This window comes from Pseudogulbenkiania ferrooxidans 2002, assembly GCF_000174355.1.
In the GTDB taxonomy this organism is placed as follows: domain Bacteria; phylum Pseudomonadota; class Gammaproteobacteria; order Burkholderiales; family Chromobacteriaceae; genus Pseudogulbenkiania; species Pseudogulbenkiania ferrooxidans.
On sequence record NZ_ACIS01000004.1, the window covers coordinates 202638 to 229069 of the forward strand.

Consider the following 26432-nt stretch of genomic DNA (forward strand, 5'->3'; position numbering starts at 1 on the left):
CGGCTGGCGTGCGCTGAGCGCATCTCTCGCCGGCCCGGTGGCCCGCGAGAGCTGCGCACACTGACCACCCCCATCCGCCGACGCCGTCGCCGAGGCGGATGGGAACAAGGATTCGATCATGTCGCTCGCCCTGACCGTCGGTCACGCCACCGATGCCGGCCCCAAGCCGCGCAACGAGGATGCGCTGGCCTGCGTGACGCCGGAGGCCGGCCTCTTGACCAGCAAGGGCGCGCTGTTCGTGCTGGCCGACGGCGTGTCGAGCTGCGCCGACGGCAAGCTCGCGGCCCAGTCCAGCGTGCGCGCGGTGGCGGCGGACTACTACGCCACGCCGGAAACCTGGGAGGTCGGCACCGCGCTCGACCGCCTGCTGACCGCGCATAACCGCTGGCTGCGCTCGCAGGGCAAGACGCTGGTGGCGACGCTCACCGCGCTGGTGTTGCGCGGCCGGCGCTTCACCGTGGCGCACGTCGGCGACAGCCGGCTCTACCGTCTCACCGGGGGGCGGCTGTTCTGCCTCACCACCGATCACGTCTGGGACGAGCCCTCGATGCGCCACGTGCTCAAGCGCGCCATGGGGCTCGACGAGCACGTCATGGCCGACTTCCTCGACGGCGACGTGGCCGAGGGCGACGTGTTCCTGCTGGTCAGCGATGGCGTATGGGGGCCGCTGCCCGACAAGCGCCTGGACGAAGTGCTGCGGCTGCACGTCGACCCGCAGCGCGCGGCCCAGGTGCTGGTGGAGGAGGCCATCGCCGCCGGTTCCGGCGACAACCTGTCGGCCATCGTGCTGCGCGTCGACGGCCTGCCTTCGGCCAACCTCGGCGACGAGCTGGCGCGCGGCGCCTTCCAGTCGCTGCCACCGCGCCTCAAGCCGGGGCAGGAGTTCGACGGCCTCACCGTGGAGGCGGTGCTGAACGACGCCCCGTCCGGGCTTGCCTACCGCGTGCTCGACAGCGCGGGCAAGCGCTGGGTGATGAAGACGCTGCCGCCGACCTTGGCCGGCGACAGCCAGGCGGAGCAGGCGCTGCTGGTCGAGGAGTGGCTGCAGAAACGCCTGACCGCGCATTACTTCGCCGAGGTCAAACCGCTGCCGGCACGCCAGCATCTCTACTACCTGCTGCGCTGGTACGCCGGCGAAAACCTGGCGGAACGGCGCCAGCGCGAAGGCGGTGGCATCGGTCCGAGCGAGGTGGTGAAGATCGGCCTGCGCCTGACGCGCGCGCTGGCCGCCTTGCACCGGCTCAACATCCTGCATCGCGACGTCAAGCCGGAAAACATCCACATCGATCACGACGACAAGCTGCGCCTCTTGGACCTGGGCGTGGCGTACTGCCCCGGGCTCACCGTCGACCGCGACGGCGCGGTGCCGGGCACGCCGAGCTACATGGCGCCGGAGCTGTTCGAGGGCGCTTCGGCCAACGTGCGCACCGATCTCTACGCCGCCGGCGTGACGCTGTACTGGCTGTTGACCGGTCACTACCCCTACGGCGAGGTGGAACCGTTCCAGCATCCCCGTTTCGGTACCCCGGAGCTGCCCACGCGCTACCGGCCGGACCTGCCGCCGTGGCTGGAGAACGTCTTGCTCAAGGCGGTGGAGCGCGATCCGGCACGCCGCTTCGAAACTGCGGAAGAACTGCTGCTGGCGCTGGAAAAGGGCGACGCGCAGTCGCTCGCGGTGCGCCGCCGCGTGCCGTGGGCCGAGCGCTCCCCGCTCAAACTGTGGCGCGCCATCGCCCTGGTGTCGCTGCTGCTCAACCTGGTGCTGGTGTACCTGCTGCTGGTGCTCTGAACGGCGGGCGGCTCAGGCCGTCGTGGCCGGCAGCGCCACCGGCTCGCCCAGCTCGCGACAGAACAAGGCCGCCAGTTGTCCGCTCAGCGGGTCGCTATCGCCGCTTTGCCGGTAGACGCCCACCGGCATGCCGGGCAGCGGCGGCAGGCTGCCGTCGTTGATGCAGTAGCTGTTGGCAGGCGGGGTGTCCGCCAGCATCGCCGCCACCCCGAGCCCGGCCTCCACCGCGGCCTGGATGGCGGGCAGGCTGAAACTCTCGAAGACGATATGCCACGGCTGTCCGGCACGGTTCAACGTGGCCAGCGTTTGTTCCCGCCATGAACAGGGAGCGCTGAAAATCACCAGTGGCAAGGAGGTGGTCGCCAGTGGCTTGCCGCGCGCGGCGAACCAGGCCAGCGGACACAGGAACTGGGCCTCCGGCTTCAACAACGGGCCACTGTCGCCCAGCGGTGAACTGACCATGACGTCCAGCTCGCCGGCGTTCATCGCCGCGAACAGCTCGACCTTGAGCCCCACCGTCACCGACAGGCGCAGGCCCGGATGCACGCTGGCGAAATCCGCCAGGACGCGGGGCAGCCGGGTGCCGACGAAGTCCTCCATGATGCCGATGCGGCGGTGCTGGGCGCTGGTCGGCAGGCTGCCCAATCCGGGCAGCAGCTGGTCGGTCAGCATCAGCAGGCGCTCGGCGTAGGGCAGCAACGATTCGCCCGCCCCGGTCAGGCTGATACCGCGAGGCGAGCGCTCCAGCAACGGCTGCCCCAGCTGCTGCTCCAGTTTGCGGATCTGCTGGCTGACGGCGGGCTGGGTGCGCTGTAGGCGGCTGGCGGCACGGTTGATGCTTCCGCTGCGCACCACGCTGACGAAGGCGCGTAGCAGGGCGGTATCCAGATCCATGGCCATAATGAATTCTTATAACAAGGATAATAATAGGTAGTCTACCTATAGCCTGTCCGGGTCGCTAGCATGGTGGGGTTCATTTCATAGGAGCACACCATGTCGCTGTTTGCCTTGTTGCTGGCCGTGGCCGGCTCGGTGATTTACCACTTGTCGCTCAAGCAGGTGCCACAGACGGTGAATCCGTTTTTTACCCTGGCCGTCAGCTATGGCGTGGCGATGCTGCTGTGTCTCATCGGCATGCAGTTCAGCCCCGGCAACCGCAGCCTGCTGGCCTTGAACTGGAGCAGTAGCGGCGTCGCGCTCGGCATCCTGGGCATCGAGCTGGGCTTCCTCTTGGCCTACCGTGCCGGCTGGCAGATGGGAGTGGCGTCGCTCAGCGCCAATGTTATCAGCACCTTGGTGCTGCTGCCGCTAGGCTTCCTGCTGTTTCGTGAGCAGCCGTCGCTGCTGCGCCTGGGGGGCGCCGGGCTGAGTCTGGCTGGCTTGTGGCTGATGCTGCAGAAGTAGCCGTCGTGGCGCGCTGTGCACGCTTTTGGGGCAATGCTGCACTGCAATCCAACTTGGCAGCGGCTCAATCGCCCGAGCAAAGGCTCTTGCAGGGGGAGTCCGGGTCATTTGCCCCTCCGCCACGAGCCCGTCTGGGCAGCCAATGGTGCGGCGCTGAAGCGTGAAACGGCGGAAAGGCACGGTATTCCGGGGGCTTGCCGGCCTCCTGAAGCCTCACGCACGGCAAGATTATCGGCAGTATTCAGGATCTGGCACGGCACTTGCTAGTAATACAGCAGACAATTTTGCTCGGTTTGCCAATGGCGGTGAAGCGGGTAAGGACAAAGAGGTCCGTTCAGCATGGGGAATCCATGGGAACGGACTTTTTTTATTTGGTCTCGCTGCGGCAATGGTGAATGCGGCGTAGCCACGATGCTAAGGAGATCCCGATGAACAAACCGAAACTCGTCATGGTAGGCAACGGCATGGCCGGCGTGCGTACTCTGGAAGAGCTGCTCAAGCTGATGCCCGACTTCTACGACATCACCGTCTTCGGCGCCGAGCCGCACCCCAACTACAACCGCATCCTGCTGTCGCCGGTGCTGTCGGGGGAACAGACGCTGAAGGAGATCATGCTCAACGAGGTGGAGTGGTACGCCGAAAACGGCATTACCCTCCACATGGGCAAGGAAGTCACCGAGATCGACCGCGTCAAGCGCGTGGTGCGCACCTCCGACGGCACCGAGGCGCCGTACGACCGCCTGCTCTTGGCTACCGGCTCCAACCCCTTCATCCTGCCGGTGCCGGGCAAGGACCTCGACGGCGTGGTGACCTTCCGCGACATCCGCGACGTCAACCTGATGATCGAGGCCAGCCAGAAGTACAAGAAGGCCGTCGTCATCGGCGGCGGCCTGTTGGGCCTGGAAGCCGCCAACGGCCTGATGGCGCGCGGCATGGACGTGAGCGTGGTGCACCTGGGCGAGTGGCTGCTCGACCGCCAGCTCGACCGCACCGCCGCCAAGCTGCTGCAGCAGAGCCTGGAAGACCGCGGCATCGCCTTCCACCTGCAGAAGCAGACCGCCGCGCTGCTCGACAACGGCACCGGCCGCGTTGCCGGCCTGCGCTTCGCCGACGGCGAGGAAATCCCGGGCGACCTGGTGGTGATGGCCGTCGGCATCCGCCCGAACGCCGAGTTGGCCGAAAAATCCGGTCTCTACTGCAACCGCGGTGTGGTGGTGAACGACACCATGCAGACCTACGACCCGCGCGTCTACGCCGTCGGCGAGTGCGTCAGCCACCGCGGCGTGGCCTACGGCCTGGTCGCCCCGCTGTTCGACATGGCCAAGGTCGCCGCCAACCACCTGGCGCACTACGGCATCGGTCGTTACGTGCCGGCCGCCACCTCGACCAAGCTCAAGGTCACCGGCATCGACCTATTCTCTGCCGGCGACTTCATGGGCGACGACGGCACCGAGGCCATCACCCTGTCCGACCCGATGGGTGGCCTCTACAAGAAGCTGGTGCTGAAGGACAACAAACTGGTTGGCGCCTGCCTGTACGGCGACACCGCCGACGGCGCCTGGTACTTCCGCCTGATCCGCGAAGGCAAGTCGGTGGCCGAGATGCGCGACGTGCTGATGCTGGGCGAAGGCGGGCAGGGCGACGTCGGCCACGCCGGCCAGAGCAAAGTCGTCGGCATGCCGGACGACGCCGAAGTGTGCGGCTGCAACGGCGTGTGCAAGGGCACCATCGTCAAGGCGATCCAGGAAAAGGGCCTGTTCACCGTCGACGAGATCAAGAAGCACACCAAGGCCGCCAGCTCCTGCGGTTCGTGCACCGGCCTGGTCGAGCAGATCCTGATCAACTGCGTCGGCGGTGCCGCCGACGTCAAGCCCAAGTCCGAGAAACCGGTGTGCGGCTGTACCGAACACACCCATGGCGGCGTGCGCAAGGTGATCCGCGAACAGCACCTGACCAGCCTGCGCCAGGTGATGGACTTCCTCGAATGGCGCACCCCGGACGGCTGCGCCACCTGCCGCCCGGCGATCAACTACTACCTGATTTCGACCTGGCCGGGCGAAGCCAAGGACGATCCGCAGTCGCGCTTCATCAACGAGCGCGTGCACGCCAACATCCAGAAGGACGGCACCTACTCGGTGATCCCCCGCATGTGGGGCGGCGTCACCAACGCCTCCGAGCTGCGCCGCATCGCCGACGTCGCCGACAGGTACGCCATCCCGATGGTGAAAGTCACCGGCGGCCAGCGCATCGACCTCTTGGGCGTGAAGAAGGAAGACCTGCCCAAGGTCTGGGCCGACCTCGACATGCCGTCCGGCCACGCCTACGGCAAGAGCCTGCGCACCGTGAAGACCTGCGTCGGCTCCGAGTTCTGCCGCTTCGGCACGCAGGATTCCACCCAGATGGGCATCGACCTGGAGAAGGACCTCACCGGCATGTGGAGCCCGGCCAAGGTCAAGCTGGCGGTCTCGGGCTGCCCGCGCAACTGCGCCGAATCGGGCATCAAGGACGTCGGCATCATCGGCGTCGACTCCGGCTGGGAGCTCTACATCGGCGGCAACGGCGGCATCAAGACCGAGGTGGCGCAGTTCCTCGCCAAGGTGAAGACACGCGAGGAAGTGCTGGAACTCTCCGGCGCCTTCCTGCAGCTCTACCGCGAGGAGGCGTTCTACCTCGAGCGCACCGTGCACTACCTGCACCGCGTCGGCCTCGATTTCATCAAGGCCCAGGTGGTCGACAACCTGGAAAACCGCAAGGCCCTGTACGAGCGGCTGCGCTTCGCCCTGTCCTTCGAGAAGGACCCGTGGACCGAGCGCGTCAAGGAAGGTGTCGCCCGTCACGAATTCGAACCTCTCACCGTGTAATGCCAGACCGCCGCGGGAGCACGTTGTCAGCACCCGTGCTCCCGGCACGAATGGACAAGGAGATCAGCATGAACTGGAAAACCGTTTGCACCATCAATGACATCCCGAAGCAGGGCGCCCGCGTCCTCAAGCGCGAGGGTCAGGACGACATCGCCATCTTCCGCGCCGAGGACGACTACGTGTTCGCGCTGGTCGACCGCTGCCCGCACAAGGGTGGTCCGCTGTCGCAAGGCATCATCTCCGGCCACACCGTGGCCTGCCCGCTGCACAACTGGGTGGTCGACCTCAAGACCGGCGAGGCCTGCGCGCCCGACGTCGGCTGCACCGGCCACATCCCGGTACGCGTCGAAGACGGCCAGGTCTCGCTGGACCTGAAATGAGCCGTCACGGGGCGTTCCGCCGAAGCCGGGCCGAAATGAGCTGACGTAGGGCGTTCTGCGTGAGCGCGGCACGCCCGCCTCGACGGAACGCCCAGCTCGGCGCGGCTTCCGCCCCACGGCAAGGCTCCATCAAGATTGATCGCATTGGGAGACATCACATGACAGACACCACGGGACGCAACAAGACTGTCTCCTCGATCTGCTGTTACTGCGGCACCGGCTGCGGTGTCCTGATCCAGTCCGACGGCCAGCGCCTGACCTCGGTGGAAGGCGATCCCGCCCACCCGGCCAACCTCGGCCGGTTGTGCAGCAAGGGCCGCACCCTGGCCGACACCACCGGCAAGCCGGGCGCGCGCCTGCTCTATCCCGAGCTGCGCCACGACAAGACCGCCCCGCGCCAGCGCATCGCCTGGGACGACGCCATCGCCGGCGCCGCCGACCGCATCGCGGCGGCCGTCGCCGAGCACGGCCCCAACTCGGTGGCGTTCTACCTCTCCGGCCAACTGCTGACCGAGGACTACTACGTCTTCAACAAGCTGACGCGCGCCGTGGTCGGCACCAACAACGTCGACACCAACTCGCGGCTGTGCATGTCGAGCGCGGTGGCCGGCTACAAGGCCACGCTCGGTGCCGACGCGCCGCCGGCCTGTTACGAAGACATCGACCAGGCCGAGGTGGTGCTGATCGCCGGCTCCAACATGGCCTACGCCCACCCGGTGCTGTTCCGCCGGCTGGAAGCCGCCAAGGCGGCCAACCCGGCGCTCAAGGTCATCGTCATCGACCCGCGCCGCACCGACACCGCCAGTCTCGCCGACCTCTACCTGCCGATCTTGCCCGGCACCGATGTGGCGCTGTTCCACGCCATGCTCAACGTGCTGGTGTGGGACGACCTGCTCGATCGCGACTACATCGAGCAGCACACCGAAGGTTTCGCCAAGCTGAAGGAGCGGCTGCGCGAATTCACCCCGCGTGCCGCCGCCGACATCTGCGGCATCAGCGAAGAAGACATCGTCACCGCCGCGCGCTGGTTCGGCCGCGCCGGCGCGGCCCTGTCGTTCTACACCATGGGCCTGAACCAGTCCGCCGCCGGCACCGACAAGAACGCCGCGCTGATCCACCTGCACCTGGCCACCGGCCAGATCGGCAAGCCCGGCGCCGGCCCGTTCTCGCTCACCGGCCAGCCCAACGCCATGGGCGGGCGCGAAGTAGGGGGGCTGGCCAACCTGCTGTCGGCGCACCGCGACCTCGCCAACCCCGCGCACCGCGCCGAAGTGGCGGCGATCTGGGGCGTGGACAGCATCCCGGCCGAGCCCGGCCTGCCCGCCATCGAACTGTTCGAGGCCGCCTCGAAAGGGCAGATCAAGGTGTTGTGGGTGGTCTGCACCAACCCGGCGCAATCGCTGCCGGACCAGGCGCTGGTACGCCGCGCGCTGGAGAAGGTCGACTTCGTCATCGTGCAGGAAGCCTTCGCCGGTTCCGAAACGCTGCCGTACGCCGACCTCGTGCTGCCGGCCAGCACCTGGCCGGAGAAGGACGGCACCGTCACCAACTCCGAGCGCCGCATCAGCCGCGTGCGCGCCGCGCTGCCGGCGCCGGGTGAGGCGCGCCACGACTGGATCATCGCGCGCGACGTGGCGCAGGCGCTGGAAGCGCGTCTGCATCCGCTTCGGCCAACCTTGTTTGGCTACGAAGAAGCGTCCCAGGTGTTCGCCGAGCACGTCGTCACCACCGCCGGGCGCGACCTCGACATCACCGGCTTGAGCTACGCCGTGCTCGACCAGATCGGCCCGCAGCAATGGCCGTTCCCGGCCGGCGCCACCGCCGGCCAGGCGCGGCTCTATCAGGACGGCCGCTTCGCCACGCCGTCCGGCCGCGCCCGCTTCGTCGACATCGGCTACCGCCCGGTGGCGGAGAACGTCTCGGCGCAGTACCCGCTGCGCCTGACCACCGGCCGCCTGCGCGACCACTGGCACACCATGAGCCGCACCGCGCTGGTGCCAGGGCTGACCCGTCACGTCGAAGAACCGGTGCTGTCGCTCAACCCGCGCGACCTCGACCGCTACCACCTCAAGGAGGGTGACCTGGCGCGCATCAAGTCGCGGCGTGGCGCCATCGTGCTGCCGGTCGCAGCCGACGACAACCTGCGCCCCGGCATGGCCTTCCTGCCGATGCACTGGGGTGGTGCCTACATGGCCGGCAACGGTGTCAATGCCCTGACCTTGGGCAAGGTCGACCCGGTATCGCGCCAGCCTGAACTCAAGCACGCCGCCATCGCGCTCGAACCGGCGCGCCTGCCGTGGCGGCTCACCCTGCTGGTCAAGGGCGACGTGGCCCAGCTGCGCCAGCGCCTGACCCCGTGGCTGGCACGCTTCCCCTACGCCGTGCTGCTGACGGTGGTTGCCGGCGGCACCGCGGTGCGCCTCAAGCTCGCGGCCGAAGCCGCCCCCGAGGCCGCTCTGCTCGAGGCGCTGGCCGACACGGTGACGCCGGCCGACGCCATGCTCGCCGCCTTCGACGACCCGGCACGAAGTGTGCTTAGAAGAGTGTGGCTGAACGGCAAAATGCCTTGCGCCTATCTGCTGGCCGGCGATGTCCGTGCCGACGAGGCGCTGGCCGACTGGTTCGACGACGGCGAAACGCCGGACAGCCTGGCGCGCTTGTTGATGGGCGGAGGCACTCTGATCCACCGTTCACGTGTAGTATGCGCCTGCACCGGGGTGCGCGAGGACGCCATCGTCCAGGCGATCGCCGCCGGTTGCGATGTTGAAGGGCTGAAATCGGGACTCGGCTGCGGCAGCGGCTGCGGTTCCTGTGTGCCGGAATTGACGAGGATGGTGGCTGCTGCCCAGGCAGCCCAGGGAGCATGAGATGCATACAGGCAAGGTCTATCTGATCGGGGCGGGCCCGGGTGATCCGGAACTGCTGACGCTCAAGGCGGTGAAGGCCCTTCAGGCCGCCGACGTCTGGCTGGTGGACGACTTGGTCAGCCGCGAGGTGCTGGGCTTCGCCCGCCCCGACGCGCGCATCGTGCACGTCGGCAAGCGCGGCGGCTGTCGCTCCACGCCGCAAGCCTTCATTCATCGCCTGATGCTGCGCTACGCCCGCCACGGCAAGGTGGTGGCGCGCGTCAAGGGCGGCGATCCCTTCATCTTCGGCCGCGGCGGAGAAGAATGGCAGTGGCTGGCCGAGCGCGGCGTCACGGTCGAAGCCGTCGGCGGCCTTACCGCCGGTCTCGCGGTCGGCCCGGCGCTCGGCCTGCCGCTGACCCATCGCGGCCTCAGCCGCGGTGTGACGCTGGTCACCGCGCACACCCAGGACGGCAGCCCGCTGCCGTGGGCAGCGTTGGCGCAAGCCGGACTCACCGTGGTGTGCTACATGGGCATGAGCGACCTGCCGTCGCTGACCACAGTCTGGCGCGAAGCCGGCTTCGCCACCGATCTGCCGGTGGCGGTGGTGCACCGCGTCGGCTGTCCGGAGCAGCGTGCCGTGGTCAGCACGCTGGCCAACCTGGTCGCCGACGTGCGCGAGGCCCGGCTCGCCAGCCCCGCCGTCATCGTGCTGGGCGAAGTCGCCGGCCTGGCTGCCTTGCAGCCGCAACTGGAGCAGGCGTGCAGGGTTGCATAGGACAACACCCGTAGCGGGGCGGGGTCATGCCGCTACGCGAAGGTCACAACAAAAGCGCCGGTCATGGGGAGTGACCGGCGCTTTTGTGTCTGAATCTCAGAACCTGTTCATCTGTCGCGAGCGGCCCTCAGCGGGACAGCCCGGCACGGAAATCAGGATGTACATGGAGTACATGAGGATCATGGCTGAGCAAATCGGAGATTCGCACACGCAGAGTAACGCATGAGCCCCAATCAGGTGTGCGCCGCAAGATCATGAACAGGTTCTCACGGCCAAGGTAATCGGCTTGATGGCCGTCAACGCGGTGACTCGGCGGCCTGTTTATGCTTTATGCCGTGTGGCGATAAAGTCTAAATCCCCCTTGTGGTGTCGCGATTTAACATCACCGTAATAGGAAAGACACATTGAGTGTCTATATTTCGCCACACGTTTCACCCGACGAAGCGTGAAATACAACAACCCTAGTGAGTTATCGCAATGAAGAAGAATCTGCTTGCCTTGGCGGTCGCCTCCGCCCTGATCGCCCCGGCCGCCCTGGCCGACGTCACCCTCTACGGCACCATCAGCGAGTCGATCGAATCGGTCAAGGCCACTGGTTCGACCAATTCCGCCAACGACATCAAGTCCACCACCCGCGTCAGCTCCAACGTGTCCAAGCTGGGCTTCAAGGGCAATGAAGACCTGGGCGACGGCCTGAAGGCCATCTGGCAGGTCGAGCAGGAAATCTCCGTCGATGACGGCGGCACCCGCAAGGGCACTTTTGCCACCCGCAACAGCTTCGTCGGTCTGGACGGCGCCTTCGGTAAGGCCTTCATGGGCTACAACGACAGCGCCTACAAGGCTCTGCTCAAGCCGATCCTGGTCAACCCGATGGCTGACACCATCGCCGAAATCTGCACCGACAAGTCGGTGTTCTGCCATGGCGACACGCGTCTGGCCAACTCGGTGCATTACTACACCCCGAACTTCGCCGGCTTCCAGGCTGCCGTGTCCTATGGCACCGACGAAACTCGCGCTATCGTCGGCACCGACCGTACCAACAAGGACGTCTGGAGCCTGGCCGCAGCCTACTCGATCGACGGCTTCAACGTCGGCGTGGGCTACGACCGTCGCAACGACAAGAACGCCGTGGCCAGCGACGCCAACCTGAACCAGTCCTTCTGGAAAGTGGCCGCCAGCTACAAGTTCGGCGACACCAAGATCGGTGCCGGCTTCGAGCAGGAGCGTAACGACACGACCACCGGCGATACCAAGCAGAACGCCTGGACCGTCGGCGCCGAGCAGAAATTCGGCAACTTCGGCGTGAGCCTGGCCTACGCCAAGCTGCAAGAGTCCAAGTCCGACGCCAAGGACGGTGCCAACCAGTGGACCCTGGGCGCCACCTACGATCTGTCCAAGCGCACCCAGACCTACGCCTACTACACCCGTATCGCCAACGACGACAACGCCAGCCGCACCTTCGGCAACGCCGGCCTGACCGGCGTCGGTGCCGGTTCCAACCCGACCGGCTTCGGTGTTGGCCTGAAGCACTCGTTCTAAGCGAACGCCCGCGTCTCTCCCCGCCGCCTGCGACCTCCGGTCGCCGGCGGTTTTTTCGTTTGTGAGGCCAGGGCAGGGGGGCAATCTCGAAGTGCCCGTCCCGCACTACGCCTCGGCGGCCGTTTCATGGTACGGTTAGCGCCTGCTTGTTTCGCTCATCAACCAACACTACGAGACTGTGGCCCGCACCATGTTCGAACACGTTGACGCCTACGCCGGCGACCCGATCCTCACCCTCGTCGAAACCTTCAATAACGACCCGCGCCCGAACAAGGTCAACCTCGGCATCGGCCTGTACTACGACGAACAAGGACGCATTCCACTGTTGCCGTCGGTGCAGAAGGCCGAGGTGGCGCGTGTGCAAGCCGCCGGCCCTCGCTCCTACCTGCCAATGGAAGGTGCCGCCAACTACCGCCGGGCGGTGCAGGAGTTGCTGTTCGGTGCCGGGCACGAGGCCGTCACGTCCGACCGCATCGCCACCATCCAGACCATCGGCGGCTCCGGTGCGTTGAAGATCGGCGCCGATCTGTTGAAGCGCTACTTCCCCGAGAGCGAAGTCTGGGTCAGCAGCCCGACCTGGGACAACCACCGCGCCATGTTCGAAGGTGCCGGCTTCGTGGTGCACGACTACCCCTACTACGACGCAGTCAGCGGCGGCGTGAAATTCGACGAAATGATCACCTGCTTCAAGCAGTTGCCGGCCAAGACCGTGGTGCTGCTGCACCCGTGCTGCCACAACCCGACCGGTGTCGATCTCTCCAACGCGCAGTGGCGCGAGGTGATCGCCGTGGTCAAAGAGCGCGAGCTGATCCCCTTCCTCGACATCGCCTACCAGGGCTTCGGCGACGGGCTGAACGAAGACGCCTACGCCATCCGCACCATGGCCGACGCCGGTATCAGCTTCTTCGTCAGCAACTCGTTCTCCAAGAACCTGTCGTTCTACGGCGAGCGCTGTGGCGGCCTGTCGGTGGTGTGCCAGGACGCCGAAGAAGCCGGACGCGTGCTGGGCCAGATGAAGGCCACGGTGCGCCGCAACTATTCCAGCCCGCCGACCCACGGCGGCCAGGTCACCGCCATGGTGATGAACGACGCGGTGCTGCGCCAGGAATGGGAGGGCGAGGTCGCCGAAATGCGCGAGCGCATCAAGGCCATGCGCCAGAAGCTGTATGAGGTGCTGGCCGCCAAGGTGCCGGGCCGTGATTTCAGCTACTTCATCAAGCAGCGCGGCATGTTCAGCTACACCGGTCTGACCCCGGAACAGGTCGACCGTCTGCGTGAGGAGTTCGCGGTCTACTTGGTGCGTTCCGGCCGCATGTGCGTCGCCGGTCTCAACAGCCGCAACGTCGAGTATGTGGCGGATGCGATGGCCGAGGTGCTGAAGGGCTGAGAATCTATCCCGCCAGGCGGCTGCGCCTTCGCATCTTGAGTGCCGGCAGTACTGCGTGCGAATCTATCGCTGAGCAAATCGGAGATTTGCACGCAGGGATTCGCTCAGCGATACGGAATCCTCATGTACTCCGTGTACATTCCTGTGCGCTGGCGGCACTCAACCTGCTTTGGCACGCTCGCCCGGTGGGGTAGATTCTGTGTCTGCATGTTGCTGGCAAGGATGAAAGCGGCCGCCCGTATGGGGCGGCCGCTTTCATTGTGGATGAGGGAAGGCGCAGCCGACTAATGAAACAGACGCTCAGCCGCGGTTGTGGAACAGGATGTCACACCCTAGCCCGGCCTTCTGCAAACCACGGCGCGCCGCCAGGTTGATCACTAGCGGGTTGCGCACGTTGGCCCTGAGCGGGGCCAGTACCGGGTGTGCCTCATCGGCCTGCTCCTGTGGCTTGTACACCATCAGCAGGATGGCCGCATCCTCCGGGCGGCTCAATTCGAGTGCGGTCACGTCGTCTTCACTCAGCTCGATTTCGTAGCGCAGTCCCAATTCAGTGGGCGACACCACGCTGAACAGAACGTCGGGGTTGTCGAGCGACTGCATCCAGAACACGCTGGGCTCGGCTTTGTCCTGATCGTGAAACAGCTGGAAGCGGGTGCAGTTTTCAAATGCGGGAATACCATGGGGGAAGAGCAGGGTGGTGGCTTCGTTCACCTCGACTTCGCCCAGCAGGCTCGATCTGAACAGCATGGTTGGCTCCTAACGGGGGTCTGGTCGCTCATTATGCCTGATGGGTGATTGTCTGGCGGGCAAAATCCGTCCGGCTTGCCAAGGCGCGCCAGGGCCGGCCGTCGTATTACAATCGTGGGCTGTACAAGGCTCGCCGCCTCCCCTTGAGGATCGGGCCGAGGCCGTTTCAAAACAAGGTGCCATGCCATGCTTCAACTGTTTTTCCGCCGCCTGCGTCAGGACCGCCGCCTCGCGATCCTGGTGCTGTTGTTGTCCACGCTGTTGCTGGCACTGGCCGGTGCCGGCATGCAGTCGTCTTCGGCGAACGGTCTGCTGCCGTCGCTGCTCTGGTCCGGGCTGATGGTGGTCGGCGTGGTGGGGCAGTTCACCGCGCTGGTGGCGCTGATGAAAAAACCATGAAGTAAAAAGGGCATTCAAAACAGTATCTTAAACCACCGGGGTTTGGGGCGGGTCGCAGTTGACTGTGGCCGGGGCGGGGCGCATAATCGCGCCGCACAATAGATCGAAAACAAGGCTCCACTGCCGGTGGGGCCTTGTTCTTTTTTCTCTCTTCAGGAGTGTTCCTCGTCATGGACCACCACGGGTTGCTGCGACAGCTGGAAACGTTGGCGCTGCCTGAAGCCGACTTCAACCACGAAGCCCATCTGCTGGCGGCCTGGGCCTACCGGCGCCAGTACCCGGCACGCGAGGCGGCGGCACGTTGCGCCCGCACCCTGTCGCGCTACGCCATGGCCAAGGGCGCGGCGCACAAGTACCACCACACGCTGACCATGGCGGCGCTGGCCATCCTCTACAGCCGCCTCGACGCGAAGCCGGAATTGCTGGACGACTGGCCCGCCTTCCTGGCGTGCTGCCCGGACGTGCGCGACGACCTGCCAAGCCTGTTGCGGCAACACTATTCCGAAGAAAAACTGCATGACGAGACCGCGCGCCGAGCCTTTGTCGCGCCGGACCTCAAGCCGCTGCCCGCCAGCGCCATGCTGCACTGAAAAACTGGAACCGAAAGCCTGATGAAAGCCCCGGAACTGCTGCTCCCCGCCGGCTCGCTCGACAAGATGCGTGCCGCCTACGACTATGGCGCCGACGCCGTCTACGCCGGCCAGCCGCGTTACTCGCTGCGCGCCCGCAACAACGAATTCAAGCTGGAAGAACTGCGCCAGGGTATCGAAGAGGCGCATGCACGCGGCAAGCAGTTCTTCGTCGCCAGCAACATCCTGCCGCACAACGCCAAGCTCAAGACCTATCTCGCCGACATGGAACCGGTGATCGCCATGAAGCCGGACGCGCTGATCATGGCCGACCCCGGCCTGATCATGATGGTGCGCGAGAAATGGCCGGAGGTGAATATCCACCTCTCGGTGCAGGCCAATACCACCAACCTGATGGGCGTGAAGTTCTGGCAGAAGATCGGCCTGACCCGCGTCATCCTGTCGCGCGAGCTGAGTCTGGATGAAATCGCCGAGATCCGCCAGGAATGCCCGGACATGGAGCTCGAAGTGTTCGTGCACGGCGCGCTGTGCATCGCCTACTCCGGCCGCTGCCTGCTCTCCGGCTACTTCAACCACCGCGACCCGAACCAGGGCACCTGTACCAACGCCTGCCGCTGGGACTACAAGATGCACGACACCCAGGGCGACGACGCCGGCGACGTGCAGACCATCAAGTTCGACTTCAACAAGGCGCTGGAAGAAGCCAACCAGAGCTTCGCCGCCTGTGGCGGGGCCGAGCGCCACCCGCTGGCCGACAAGACCTACCTGATCGAAGAGGGTAGCCGTCCGGGCGAACTGATGCCGATCATCGAGGACGAGCACGGCACCTACATCATGAACTCCAAGGACCTGCGCGCCATCGAGCAGGTGGAGAAGCTGGTAAAGATCGGCGTCGATTCGCTGAAGATCGAAGGCCGCACCAAGTCGATCTACTACGTGTCGCGCACTGCCCAGGCCTACCGCAAGGCCATCGACGACGCCGTGGCCGGCCGCCCGTTCGACTTCTCGCTGTTGTCCGATCTGGAAGGCCTGGCCAACCGCGGCTATACCCCGGGCTTCCTTGAGCGTCACCAGACCCAGGAATACCAGAACTACCTGACCGGCCACTCACAGGCCAAGCGCAGCCAGTACGTCGGCGAAGTGCTTGAAATCGATGCCGAGGGCTGGGCGCTGATCGATGTGAAGAACCGCTTCGCCGTCGGCGACCAACTGGAAATCATCCATCCGAGCGGCAACCGCATCGTCGACCTTACCACCATGACGCGGGACGGCGCGGCCACCGAGGTGGCGCCGGGCAACGGCGTCAAGGTCAAGATTCCAGGCATGGAAGGGATGGAAAAAGCCCTGATCGCGCGTCTCCTCTGAGAACCGATCCACGATCCTGCTGCGCATCCCTGATCGGGGCTCATGCGCGGCTCTGCGCGTGCGAATCTCCATTGGAGATTCGCTCAGCCATGATCCTCATGGACTCCGTGCCCATCCCGGTTCCTGCACTGCTCTTCACCCCGCTGAGGGCCGCTCGCGACGGATCGTGAGCAGGTTCTGAACCAACGGCTCAAGGTTGGTCGAAGGCGCGGCGTCTCCTCCTGGAGCGCCGCGCTTTGCTTTGAACGCCGCACGCTGCACTGCGGCAAAGTTTGCCCTGGCCAGTAGCCAGCGCTTACAATTTCACCCTGATATCGCGCAGGGGCCGTGAGCCGCTTGCGCCAGACCTTTCGGGACCGACATGACCATTTTGCAACTCATTTCCGCACGGGTGCAGGCTGCACTCGCCGCCGCCGGCGCGCCTGACGCTTCGGCCAACGTCCAGCCGGCCAGCAAGCCGGAATTCGGCGATTACCAGGCCAACGGTGTGATGGCCGCCGCCAAGCAGCTCAAGACCAACCCGCGCGAACTGGCCCAGAAAGTGCTGGCCGTGCTCGACCTCGAGGGCATCGCCAGCAAGCTGGAAATCGCCGGCCCCGGCTTCATCAACATCCACCTCAACCCGGCCTTCCTCGCCCGCCGCGCCGAAACGGCGCTGGCCGATGAAGCCTTGGGTATTACCAAGGTCGACGCCAAGAAGGTCATGGTGGAGTATTCCTCGGTCAACCTCGCCAAGGAAATGCACATCGGCCACCTACGCGGCGGCATCATTGGCGACGCGCTGGTCCGCGTGAACAGCTTCATCGGCCATAATGTGGTGCGCCAGAACCATGTGGGGGACTGGGGTACCCAGTTCGGCATGCTGGTAGCCTACATGGTGGAAATCAGCAAGAGCGGTCAGGCCGACCTCGAGCTCAAAGACCTCGATACGTTCTACAAGCACTCCAAGAAGCGTTTTGACGAAGATACGGCCTTTGCCGACACCGCCCGCGATTACGTGGTGAAACTGCAGTCCGGCGATGCCGAAGTGCTGAAATTGTGGCAGCAGTTCGTCAAGCTGTCGCTGACCCACTGCAACGCCATTTACCAGAAGCTCGGCCTGCAGTTGAACGACGACGATGTGCGCGGCGAAAGCTTCTACAACGACGACCTGCCGGTACTGGTGGAAGAGCTGCGCCAGAAAGGCCTGCTGGTCGAAGACCAGGGTGCGCAAGTCGTCTTCCTCGACGAATTCAAAAACAAGGAAGGCGAACCGGCTGCCTTCATCGTCCAGAAGCAGGGCGGTGGCTACTTGTACGCCACCACCGACCTCGGCGCCATCCGCTTCCGTGTGAACAAGCTGGGGCTGGATCGCTGCCTGTACGTGGTCGATTCGCGCCAGAGCCTGCACTTCCAGCAGCTGTTCAGCACCGCACGCAAGGCGGGCTGGCTGCCGGAAGAAGCCGACTTCCAGCACATCGGCCATGGCACTATCATGGGGCCGGACGGCAAGCCGCTGAAAACCCGTTCCGGCGAGAACGTCAAGCTGGTGGAACTGCTGGACGAGGCGGTGGAACGCGCTTTCCAGCTGGTTACCAGCAAGAACCCGGAGCTGCCGGAAGCCGAGCGCCGTCAGATCGCCGCGGTGGTGGGCATCGGCGCGCTGAAATACGCCGATCTGAGCAAGAGCCGCAATACCGACTACATCTTCGACTGGGACGCCATGCTCAGCTTCGAGGGCAACACCGCGCCGTACCTGCAGTATGCCTACACACGCGTGCAGAGCGTGTTCCGCAAGGCCGAGGACTTCGACCCGGCGGCCAAGGTACTGATCACCGAGGTGGCGGAAAAGCAGCTGGCGGTCGTGCTGGCGCAGTTCGAAGACGTGGTGTTCGCCGTGGCCGACAGCAGCCAGCCGCACCACTTGTGCGGCTATCTGTACAATGTCGCCACGCTGTTCTCGCGCTTCTACGAGGCCTGCCCGATCCTGAAGAGCGAGGGTCAAGTGCGTGCCAGCCGTCTGCAGTTGGCGGCATTGACGGCCAAAACCCTCCAGAGCGGCCTCGGCCTGCTCGGCATCGAGGTGCTCGACGCGATGTAAGCGCGCTCTCGACGACAACAAAAAGCCCAACCATTCGGTTGGGCTTTTTTGTCTCTTCAGGGCTCGAGTCCGAGGCGCATGACCTGCAGTGGCGGCGCTTCACCGGGGAGCCAACGCTGATGGATCGCCTGAAAGGTACCGTCCTTCTTCATGTCGCGTAGCGCAGCCTGCCATTGCAGGATGGTCTCGCGGTCGGTGCCGCGCGAAAAGGCGAAGTAGAGGTCGAGCGAATCCAGGGTGATGACGCGGGCCACGCGGCCGGGCGGGATGGCTAGCCGTTGCAGGGTCTGAGCCACCGCGACATTCCCTTCCACCCATAGGTCCACCCGCTTGGCGAGCAGCATGCGCGCGCCTTCCTCGCTGCTGCCGGTCTCCCGGATGCTGGAAAAGCCCTTGTTGCGTGCCGTACTCTCGAAGATGCTGCCCTGGTAGGCGGCCACTTCCCGTTTCAGGATGTCGCTGCCGAGTGCTTGCAATGCCAGAACGTCTTCGCTGCGCGCCAGCAGCACGGTGCTCGACATGGCGATCGGCCCCAGCAGGGTCATGTTGCGTTCGCGCTCGGCGTTGCGTCCGACGGTGAACAGCAGGACGTTGGGGCGGGTCAGCAACTGATTGTAGCCGCGTATCCAGGGCACCACGGCGATCGGGTTGTTCTGTCCCGTGCGCCGCAGTATCTCGTTCACCACCTCGACGGCCATGCCATCCGGCACCCCTCTGTTGTTGGTAAAGGACATGGGTGGCCACTCCTCGGTGTAGAGGGCGAGCCTGGGCGCCGCTTGGCAGGCCGTTATCAGCAGCAGGCCGGCAGCGAGACCGCCGAGCAGCCGCTTCAGGCTGGGTGGGGCAAGGCCAAGCAGGGGGAGGGTGAGTGCAGCGAAAGTCATGGCCATCCGGTCCGATTTGCAGCGAGCGAGTATAAGGGGACTCGCGCGGCCTGTCAGTGCCGTATGGCATAAAAAAAGCCGGGAAAACATTCCCGGCTTGTCTGCGCTTCAGGGGTGGAGTCAGTCGCGCTCGACCGCCAGTGCCACGCCCATGCCGCCGCCGATACACAGCGTGGCCAGACCCTTCTTGGCGTCACGGCGCTGCATTTCGTGCAGCAGGCTGACCAGGATGCGGCAGCCGGAAGCGCCGATCGGGTGACCGATGGCGATGGCGCCACCGTTGACGTTGACCTTGTCGGCATCCCACTGCAGTTCGCGCGCCACACCCAACGCCTGAGCCGCGAAGGCTTCGTTGGCTTCGATCAGGTCGACTTCGCCCAGGCTCCAGCCGGCACGTTCCAGCACGCGCTGGGTGGCCGGTACCGGGCCCATGCCCATGATCGACGGCTCGACGCCGGCCGAAGCGTAGGCCTTGATGCGGGCCAGCGGCTTCAGGCCGAGCTCGGCGGCTTTCTTTGCGGTCATCATGATCACCGCGGCGGCGCCATCGTTCACGCCGGAGGCGTTGCCAGCGGTGACGGTGCCATCCTTCTTGAAGGCCGGGCGCAGTTTGCCCAGACCTTCGGCGGTAGCGCCGGCCTTGATGAATTCGTCGGTGGCGAAGGCAACCGGGTCGCCCTTGCGTTGCGGCACCATCACCGGAATGATCTCGTCGACGAACTTGCCGGCAGCCCGGGCGGCTTCGGCCTTGTTCTGCGACGCGGCGGAGAAGGCATCCTGCTCTTCACGCGAAATGCCGTACTTGGTGGCGATGTTCTCGGCGGTAACGCCCATGTGGTACTGGTTATAGACGTCGGTCAGGCCGTCGTACACCATGGTGTCGACCAGGGTGGCCGGACCCATGCGGAAGCCATCACGCGAACCCGGCAGAATGTGCGGGGACATGCTCATGCTTTCCTGGCCACCGGCAATCACGATCTCGGCATCGCCGCAGGCGATGGCTTGAGCGGCCAGGTGGGTCACCTTCAGGCCGGAACCGCACACTTGGTTGATGGTCATGGCCGGCACGTGGACCGGAATGCCGGCCTTGATCAGTGCCTGGCGTGCCGGGTTCTGGCCGACGCCGGCGGTCAGCACCTGACCCATGATCACTTCGGAGACCTGTTCCGGGGCGATGCCGGTCTTTTCCAGCAGGGCCTTGATCACCGTGGCGCCCAGTTCCGGCGCCGGAATCTTCGCGAGCGAGCCACCAAAGTTGCCGACAGCGGTGCGGCCAGCAGCGACGATAACGATCTCTTCCATCAGTCTTCTCCGTTCATTGAACTAAAATTGCCAGCATCTTGGGCCGACAATGGCATGTTGAAAACGGCCCCGATCGCTCGGGACCGGGTCCGGATCATTGCAGCGAGGCCACCACCGCCGGCAGGGCCTTGGCGCGGACGTACGTCCCCGGTGCCGGCTCGAGCGGGGGCAGTTCCTTGTTGCCCATGGTCTTGGGTGTGGCCACCTGCTTGCCCGATTGCGGAGCGAGCCAGGCATCCCAGTCCTTCCACCAGCTGCCCGGACGGCTTTCCGCGGTTTCCAGCCAGTCTTCCGGGTCTGCCGGGAGGGCTTCGTTGACCCAGTAGTTGCGCTTGTCCTTGGTCACCGGGTTGATCGAACCGGCGATGTGGCCGGAAGCGCCGAGCACGAAGCGGCGGCTTGGCGTGCCGGTCAGGTACTTCACGCCGGAGTAGGCCGAGGTCCACAGCACGATGTGATCTTCGCGGGCGGCGAAGATATACACCGGGATGTTGATCTTCGACACGTCGATCGGTACGCCGCACAGGGTGATAGCACCCGGCTTGGTCAGCGAGTTCTTGAGGTTGATCTCGCGCAGGAAGAAGGTATGCATCGGCAACGGCAGGTCGACCGCGTCGTTGTTCCAGTAGAGCAGGTCGAACGGTGCCGGGGTCTTGCCCAGCAGGTAGTTGTTCACCACGTAGTTCCACACCAGATCGTTGGCGCGCAGCGAGGCGAAGGTGCGCCCCAGCTCCTTGCCGCTGATGATGCCGCCGCTGGCTAGCTTCTGCTCGCGGCTGCGCACCACGTTCTCGTCGATGAACACCTTGATTTCGCCCGGATCGGTATGGTCGAGCAGCGAGGTCATGAAGGTGGCGGAATCGATCCAGTTCATGCCCTTGGCCTGCATCACGCACAGCGCCGTGGTGAGGATGACGCCACCGATGCAGAAGCCCAGAGCGTTCATCGAGGGCTGGCGGGTGACTTTCTTGACCGCCTCGGCGGCGGCGATGACGCCCTTCTCGATGTAGGTTTCCCAGGTGAACTGCTTCATCTCCGGGGTGGCCGAGCGCCAGGAAATCAGGAACACGCGGTAACCCTGGGCCACGAAATGGCGCACCATCGAGTTGTCCGGCTGCAGATCCATCAGGTAATACTTGTTGATGCAGGGCGGCACGATCAGGAGCGGCTTTTCGTAAACCTTTTCTGTGGTCGGGGTGTACTGGATCAGCTCGATCAGTTCGTTGCGGAACACGACCTCGCCGGGCGTGGTCACGATGTTGACGCCGATCTCGAACTTGCTTTCATCGGACATCGAGATGTGACCCTTCTTGATGTCCTCCATCATGTTCTTCATGCCTTCGGACAGGCTCTCGCCCTTGGTCTCGATCGCGCGCTTGATCACCTCGGGGTTGGTCAGCATGAAGTTGGTCGGCGCCATGGCGTCGATGTACTGTCGGGTGATGAAGGTCAGCTTGTCCTTGGCCTCCGCGTCCAGCTGGGCCTGGTCGACCAGTTCGGTCATCCACTTCGAGGTGGCCAGGTAGCTTTGCTTGAGCAGGCTGTAGAACGGGTGATCGTTCCACTCCGGCGCGGCAAAGCGGCGGTCGCTGCTCGGGGCGGGTGCTTCGTCGCCAGATGCGTTGCCCTGGCCGAGGAATTTCATCCAGAGGCCCATCTGTTGCTGGTAGAGCTGGCTCTGCATGGCAAACAGCTGGTTGGCATGGTTCATCATGCCTGCCCACGGGTTGGCCGCGCCATCGACAGGAGCGCCCATGGTGCCTCCCAGCGTCAGGGAATTGACGAACTGCTGCATCCACTGTTGATTGGCCTCGGAGAGGCTGGCAAAAAACTTCTCAAGCGAGATGGGTGCTTCCTGGCTCAATGTACTCTCCTTGCGCGTATCTGTCGGGGCAGTCCGCCGATCAGCTTGTCCTGACGCGCGGGCCCCCTGAGGGTGCTGCTGGTTTTGGCAAACTCTAACAGTGGTAAATGACAATTTCACACGAAACGACCATTCACGCCAGAGGTTTTGTTGCAGACCAGCAAATGTTGCAGTGCAACAAAATAATATATGACGGCGTGGTCGTTGTCACGTGCAATCTGCGTCTGTCCGCACTGCCGTTCGCGGGGCTTCGGCGCTATAGTTGAGAGTTGCCGTTAGCCGTGTTTAACCAGGGGAGAGTCAAAGTATGGCGGTAGTTCAATTGAACGGGCAGAGCATCCGCGTGGGCAATGTGTTCTGTATCGGCCGGAACTACGCCGCACATGCGGCGGAACTCGGCAACGCCGTCGAGGCGGAACCGCTGGTGTTCCTGAAGCCGACGTCGGCGCTGGCCGTTGAAGGCGAGCCGATTCGGCTGCCGGCCTATTCCGGCGATGTTCATCACGAATGTGAACTGGTGCTGCTGATTGGCAAGGGTGGAAATGACATCCCTGAATCTGCCGCGCTGCAGCATGTGGCGGGCTATGCCATCGGCCTCGACATGACCGCGCGCGACGTCCAGGGCATTGCCAAGCAAAAGGGTCTACCATGGACCAAGGCCAAGGGCTTTCGCAGTGCGGCCACGGTTTCGGCCTTCGTTCCCGCGGAACGCGTCGCGGACCCAGGGCACCTCGAGTTTACCCTGCAGGTCAACGGCGAGACGCGTCAGCGGGGCGATACCCGTCTGATGCTGTTTTCCGTTCCCGCCATCATCCATTACCTTTCCACGGTCTACGGCCTGAGCGAGGGAGACCTGATCTATACCGGCACCCCGGAGGGCGTCGCGGCGGTCAAGCCGGGCGACCGCCTGCGACTCGATCTGCAGGGGTGGGTGTCGGCCGAGTGGAGCGTGGTCGAATGAGCCGGCAAAACCATGCGCCGGACGAGGAAGGCAAGGTCCGGCTCGACAAGTGGCTGTGGGCGGCGCGCTTCTATAAGACCCGGCAACTGGCGCACGAAGCGCTGGAGTTGGGGAGGGTGACGCTGGGCGGGGAACGGGTCAAGGCCTCGCGCGTAGTCAAGGTGGGGGACCGCCTGCACTTGCGGATCAACCAGCTGGAGTACGATATCGAGGTGCGAACTTTGACCGCGCAGCGACGCTCGGCCAGCGAGGCGCAGTTGTTGTACGCAGAAAGCGAAGCCTCGCGACTGGCGCGCGAGGAGAAGCAGGCCTTGCTCAAGGCCGAACGGGTGTCCTTCCCGCACGGTGCCGGTCGCCCGACCAAGAAGGATCGACGCGAAATCCAGCGTTTCAAGAATGGTTCCTGAGGCGGGGCCACGCTGTTGATCACGCACTTCAAACGTTGGCCGAAGAGCCGGCGATGCCGCCTCAAGGGGAGGGCAGGGCCGGTAGCAGCATCACCAGCTTGAGGTCGCGACGGGTTGCCGGGTAAAAGGTGACCTGTTCGTACACCAGTCGACCGCGTTGTGGGTGCTGGAACACCCGTATCCCGCCTTCACGCCCGGTGACCTCGTAGTCCTGCCAGAACGCGGTGAATTCGGCGCTGCTCTGGCACAGCTCGGTGATCAACGGCTGCATCTCGGCATCGTCGACGCTGCGGCCGCAGTCGGCACGGAACTCCGCCACCAGGCGCTTGGCCCGGTAGGGCCAGTTGTCGATCAGGTGCCGCGCCTGCGGCGCCAGGAAAGTGAAACGCAGCAGATTGCGCGCCGGCGTTCCGGCGCCAGTGTCCAGCCAGCCATGGAACAGCTGCTCTGCCGCGGTATTCCAGGCGCGGGCATTCCACTGCCGGTCGAGCACGTAGGCGGGGGCGGTGACGTGTGCCACGCTGGCCACGATGGCGTCCGCCGCGCTGGCATCGCTTTGTTCGCCGGACAAATCCAGCTTGCCCGCCAGCGTGAACAGGTAATGCCGTTCCGCCGCCGTCAGTTGCAGCACCTCGGCCAGGCGGGACAGCACCTCGGTCGATGCGGACACCTCCCTGCCTTGTTCCAGCCAGGTAATCCAGGTGGGGCTGACGGCGCACAGTTGGGCCAGTTCTTCGCGTCGTAAACCGGGTGTGCGGCGACGCCCGGTGGTGCGCAGTCCGGCGTCTTCCGGCTGCAGGCGTTCACGGTGTTTGCGGATGAACTGGCCAAGGTTGTGTGGCGGCATGGGGTATCGTCTGGCGAAGGCTGGTAGGGTTTTATACTAGGATAAAATAGGGGCTTGTTCCAGTAGCCAGCGTTTTTTATCCTGATCTTCAGAGGCTGGGTTCACCGCTCTGTTTCGACATTGTCACCGCGGTACCGTGGAGGTGATGTTGGTGCGGCGAACCGGATGGCGCCGGGTTACTTTAGGTGCCGTCGAACGTTTCAAGCTGGCGTTTTTGCATTGCGGCAAGGTTTGCTTGAATGAGGGGTAAACGCTATGCCAGAATGGATTTCACGCTATTTCGCCACCGTTAGATTTCGACAAGACATAGAGACATGACCGCGCAGACCCTTTACGACAAGCTCTGGTCCAGCCACGTAGTGACGGAAGAAGCCGACGGCACCGTGCTTCTTTATATCGATCGCCACCTGGTGCACGAAGTGACCAGCCCGCAGGCCTTCGAAGGCCTGAAACTGGCCGGCCGCAAGCCGTGGCGAGTATCGTCCATCGTGGCGACCGCCGACCACAACACCCCGACCGATCACTGGGACGAGGGTATCAAGGATCCGATCTCGCGCCAGCAGGTCGAAACCCTGGATAGCAACATCAAGGAATTCGGCGCACTGGCCTACTTCCCGTTCAAGGACAAGGGCCAGGGCATCGTGCACGTGATGGGGCCGGAGCAGGGCGCCACCTTGCCGGGCATGACCGTGGTGTGCGGCGATAGCCACACCTCAACGCACGGCGCCTTTGGCGCGCTGGCGCACGGCATCGGCACCTCCGAGGTCGAGCACGTCATGGCCACCCAGACCCTGGTGGCGAAAAAATCCAAGAACATGCTGGTGCGCGTGGATGGCCAGCTGGCCGCCGGCATCACCGGCAAGGACGTGGCGCTGGCGATTATTGGAAAAATCGGCACCGCTGGCGGTACCGGCTACGCCATCGAGTTCGGTGGCGACGCGATCCAGAGCCTGTCGATGGAAGGCCGCATGACGCTGTGCAATATGGCGATCGAAGCCGGTGCCCGCTCCGGCCTGGTGGCGGTCGACCAGAAAACCATCGACTACGTGAAGGGCCGGCCGTTTGCGCCCAAGGGCGAAGCGTGGGACAAGGCAGTCGCCTACTGGAACACGCTGCATTCCGACGAAGGTGCGCACTTCGACGCCGTGGTCACGCTGGACGCCGCCGAGATCAAGCCGCAAGTGACCTGGGGTACCTCGCCGGAAATGGTGACTGACATCAATGGCCACGTACCGGATCCGGCACAGGAAAGCGACCCGGTGAAGAAGGGTTCCATCGAGCGCGCGCTGGCCTACATGGGCCTCAAGGCCAACACCCCGATCAGCGAGATCGCGGTGGATGTAGTGTTCATCGGTTCCTGTACCAACAGCCGCATCGAAGACCTGCGCGAAGCCGCCGCCGTGGCCAAGGGGCGCAAGAAGGCGGCCAATGTCAAGCAGGTGCTGGTGGTGCCAGGCTCGGGCCTGGTCAAGGCGCAGGCCGAGGCCGAAGGGCTCGACAAGGTGTTTGTCGAAGCCGGCTTCGAATGGCGCGAGCCGGGCTGCTCCATGTGCCTGGCGATGAATGCCGACCGCCTGCAGCCGGGCGAGCGTTGCGCCTCGACTTCCAACCGCAACTTCGAGGGCCGCCAGGGGCAGGGCGGGCGTACTCACCTGGTAAGCCCGGCCATGGCCGCGGCCGCCGCGATTGCAGGCCACTTCGTCGATGTTAGTCATTTCTAAACGTGCGCTGCGCCGTTTGCTGCCGCTGACGGGTGTCCTGCTGCTTGGCGCTTGCAACACCGTGCACGGACTGGGTCAGGACATCAACCAGGGCGGCGAGGCCGTCGGCCATGCTCTGCATCGCGGTGGCGAAGCGGTCGGCCACGCCGTGCAGCGCGGCGGCGAAGCGGTATCGGATACCGCCAAGCGCGTGGGCGACAAGATAGACGATGCGACGCGTCCGAGCCCGCCGGCCCCCGTGGTCAACGGCACGGCGCCGCAAGGCAACTAACGTATTGGGA

22 protein-coding genes are annotated in these 26432 nt (G+C 64.7%); 16 read left to right on the top strand and 6 right to left on the bottom strand.

The window, feature by feature from the left end:
- Positions 1–118: 118 nt before the first annotated feature.
- Entirely contained in the window at positions 119–1789 is a 1671-nt protein-coding gene (locus FURADRAFT_RS08330; RefSeq protein ID WP_008953685.1) for a bifunctional protein-serine/threonine kinase/phosphatase, read from the top strand.
- A 12-nt stretch (positions 1790–1801) separates the two neighbouring features.
- Here FURADRAFT_RS08330 and FURADRAFT_RS08335 read toward each other — a convergent pair whose 3' ends face one another.
- Complete coding sequence (locus FURADRAFT_RS08335) at positions 1802–2683, bottom strand: LysR family transcriptional regulator (protein ID WP_236261562.1); 882 nt, start codon at positions 2681–2683, stop codon at positions 1802–1804.
- A 99-nt stretch (positions 2684–2782) separates the two neighbouring features.
- On the opposite strand from FURADRAFT_RS08335, the gene FURADRAFT_RS08340 reads away from it, so the two are divergent.
- The 7 genes from FURADRAFT_RS08340 (at position 2783) to FURADRAFT_RS08370 (ending at position 12984) form a co-directional block, all read left to right on the top strand.
- Entirely contained in the window at positions 2783–3193 is a 411-nt protein-coding gene (locus tag FURADRAFT_RS08340) for an EamA family transporter (protein ID WP_008953687.1), read from the top strand.
- Between the two features lie 428 nt (positions 3194–3621).
- Positions 3622–6054, top strand: a complete 2433-nt coding sequence (gene nirB / locus FURADRAFT_RS08345; RefSeq protein WP_008953688.1) for a nitrite reductase large subunit NirB — start codon at positions 3622–3624, stop codon at positions 6052–6054.
- Between the two features lie 68 nt (positions 6055–6122).
- The gene (gene nirD, locus FURADRAFT_RS08350; protein WP_008953689.1) at positions 6123–6434 is read left to right on the top strand and encodes a nitrite reductase small subunit NirD; all 312 of its coding nucleotides are present in this window, start codon (positions 6123–6125) and stop codon (positions 6432–6434) included.
- A 158-nt stretch (positions 6435–6592) separates the two neighbouring features.
- A complete protein-coding gene (locus FURADRAFT_RS08355; RefSeq protein WP_008953690.1) occupies positions 6593–9301 on the top strand; it encodes a nitrate reductase in 2709 nt (902 codons plus the stop codon).
- Position 9302: 1 nt separating this feature from the next.
- On the top strand, positions 9303–10058 hold the full coding sequence (gene cobA / locus FURADRAFT_RS08360) for a uroporphyrinogen-III C-methyltransferase (RefSeq protein WP_008953691.1): 756 nt from the start codon (positions 9303–9305) through the stop codon (positions 10056–10058).
- 477 nt (positions 10059–10535) lie between these two features.
- Positions 10536–11597: a porin gene (locus FURADRAFT_RS08365; protein ID WP_008953692.1), complete on the top strand. Its 1062-nt coding sequence runs from the start codon at positions 10536–10538 to the stop codon at positions 11595–11597.
- Positions 11598–11787: 190 nt separating this feature from the next.
- Complete coding sequence (locus tag FURADRAFT_RS08370; RefSeq protein ID WP_008953693.1) at positions 11788–12984, top strand: amino acid aminotransferase; 1197 nt, start codon at positions 11788–11790, stop codon at positions 12982–12984.
- Positions 12985–13284: 300 nt separating this feature from the next.
- On the opposite strand, the gene fliW is transcribed toward FURADRAFT_RS08370, so the two are convergent.
- Positions 13285–13731 (bottom strand): flagellar assembly protein FliW, encoded by a 447-nt coding sequence (gene fliW, locus FURADRAFT_RS08375; RefSeq protein WP_008953694.1) that lies wholly within the window; start codon positions 13729–13731, stop codon positions 13285–13287.
- Between the two features lie 186 nt (positions 13732–13917).
- Here fliW and FURADRAFT_RS08380 point away from each other — a divergent pair, with 186 nt between their 5' ends.
- The 4 genes from FURADRAFT_RS08380 to argS all read left to right on the top strand — a co-directional run bounded on the left by FURADRAFT_RS08380 (position 13918) and on the right by argS (position 18165).
- Positions 13918–14130 (top strand): hypothetical protein, encoded by a 213-nt coding sequence (locus FURADRAFT_RS08380; protein WP_008953695.1) that lies wholly within the window; start codon positions 13918–13920, stop codon positions 14128–14130.
- 170 nt (positions 14131–14300) lie between these two features.
- Positions 14301–14720 carry a hypothetical protein gene (locus tag FURADRAFT_RS08385; RefSeq protein WP_008953696.1) on the top strand — a complete coding sequence of 140 codons (420 nt, stop codon included), beginning with the start codon at positions 14301–14303 and terminating at the stop codon, positions 14718–14720.
- A 21-nt stretch (positions 14721–14741) separates the two neighbouring features.
- Positions 14742–16085: a prephenate-dependent tRNA uridine(34) hydroxylase TrhP gene (gene trhP / locus FURADRAFT_RS08390; RefSeq protein WP_008953697.1), complete on the top strand. Its 1344-nt coding sequence runs from the start codon at positions 14742–14744 to the stop codon at positions 16083–16085.
- A 361-nt stretch (positions 16086–16446) separates the two neighbouring features.
- Positions 16447–18165, top strand: a complete 1719-nt coding sequence (gene argS / locus FURADRAFT_RS08395; protein ID WP_008953698.1) for an arginine--tRNA ligase — start codon at positions 16447–16449, stop codon at positions 18163–18165.
- Positions 18166–18221: 56 nt separating this feature from the next.
- On the opposite strand, the gene FURADRAFT_RS08400 is transcribed toward argS, so the two are convergent.
- The 3 genes from FURADRAFT_RS08400 to FURADRAFT_RS08410 form a co-directional block, all read right to left on the bottom strand.
- The gene (locus FURADRAFT_RS08400) at positions 18222–19049 is read right to left on the bottom strand and encodes a substrate-binding periplasmic protein (protein ID WP_040652679.1); all 828 of its coding nucleotides are present in this window, start codon (positions 19047–19049) and stop codon (positions 18222–18224) included.
- Positions 19050–19169: 120 nt separating this feature from the next.
- Positions 19170–20351 carry an acetyl-CoA C-acetyltransferase gene (locus FURADRAFT_RS08405; RefSeq protein WP_008953700.1) on the bottom strand — a complete coding sequence of 394 codons (1182 nt, stop codon included), beginning with the start codon at positions 20349–20351 and terminating at the stop codon, positions 19170–19172.
- A 94-nt stretch (positions 20352–20445) separates the two neighbouring features.
- A complete protein-coding gene (locus FURADRAFT_RS08410; RefSeq protein ID WP_008953701.1) occupies positions 20446–22215 on the bottom strand; it encodes a PHA/PHB synthase family protein in 1770 nt (589 codons plus the stop codon).
- Positions 22216–22522: 307 nt separating this feature from the next.
- Between FURADRAFT_RS08410 and FURADRAFT_RS08415 the strand changes: the two genes are divergently transcribed.
- Both FURADRAFT_RS08415 and FURADRAFT_RS08420 read left to right on the top strand, forming a co-directional pair.
- Positions 22523–23176 carry a fumarylacetoacetate hydrolase family protein gene (locus tag FURADRAFT_RS08415; protein WP_008953702.1) on the top strand — a complete coding sequence of 218 codons (654 nt, stop codon included), beginning with the start codon at positions 22523–22525 and terminating at the stop codon, positions 23174–23176.
- Positions 23173–23583, top strand: a complete 411-nt coding sequence (locus tag FURADRAFT_RS08420) for an RNA-binding S4 domain-containing protein (protein WP_008953703.1) — start codon at positions 23173–23175, stop codon at positions 23581–23583. The genes FURADRAFT_RS08415 and FURADRAFT_RS08420 overlap by 4 nt, the downstream gene beginning before the upstream one ends.
- Before the next feature lie 61 nt (positions 23584–23644).
- Here the strand turns inward: FURADRAFT_RS08420 and FURADRAFT_RS08425 are convergent, their stop codons facing one another.
- Positions 23645–24430: a helix-turn-helix transcriptional regulator gene (locus tag FURADRAFT_RS08425; RefSeq protein ID WP_008953704.1), complete on the bottom strand. Its 786-nt coding sequence runs from the start codon at positions 24428–24430 to the stop codon at positions 23645–23647.
- A 314-nt stretch (positions 24431–24744) separates the two neighbouring features.
- Between FURADRAFT_RS08425 and leuC the strand changes: the two genes are divergently transcribed.
- Both leuC and FURADRAFT_RS08435 read left to right on the top strand, forming a co-directional pair.
- On the top strand, positions 24745–26151 hold the full coding sequence (leuC, locus tag FURADRAFT_RS08430; protein ID WP_008953705.1) for a 3-isopropylmalate dehydratase large subunit: 1407 nt from the start codon (positions 24745–24747) through the stop codon (positions 26149–26151).
- Positions 26135–26422, top strand: coding sequence for an entericidin A/B family lipoprotein (locus tag FURADRAFT_RS08435; protein WP_008953706.1), 288 nt, complete (start codon positions 26135–26137; stop codon positions 26420–26422). Before leuC ends, FURADRAFT_RS08435 begins: the two co-directional genes overlap by 17 nt.
- The last annotated feature ends 10 nt before the right edge of the window (positions 26423–26432 follow it).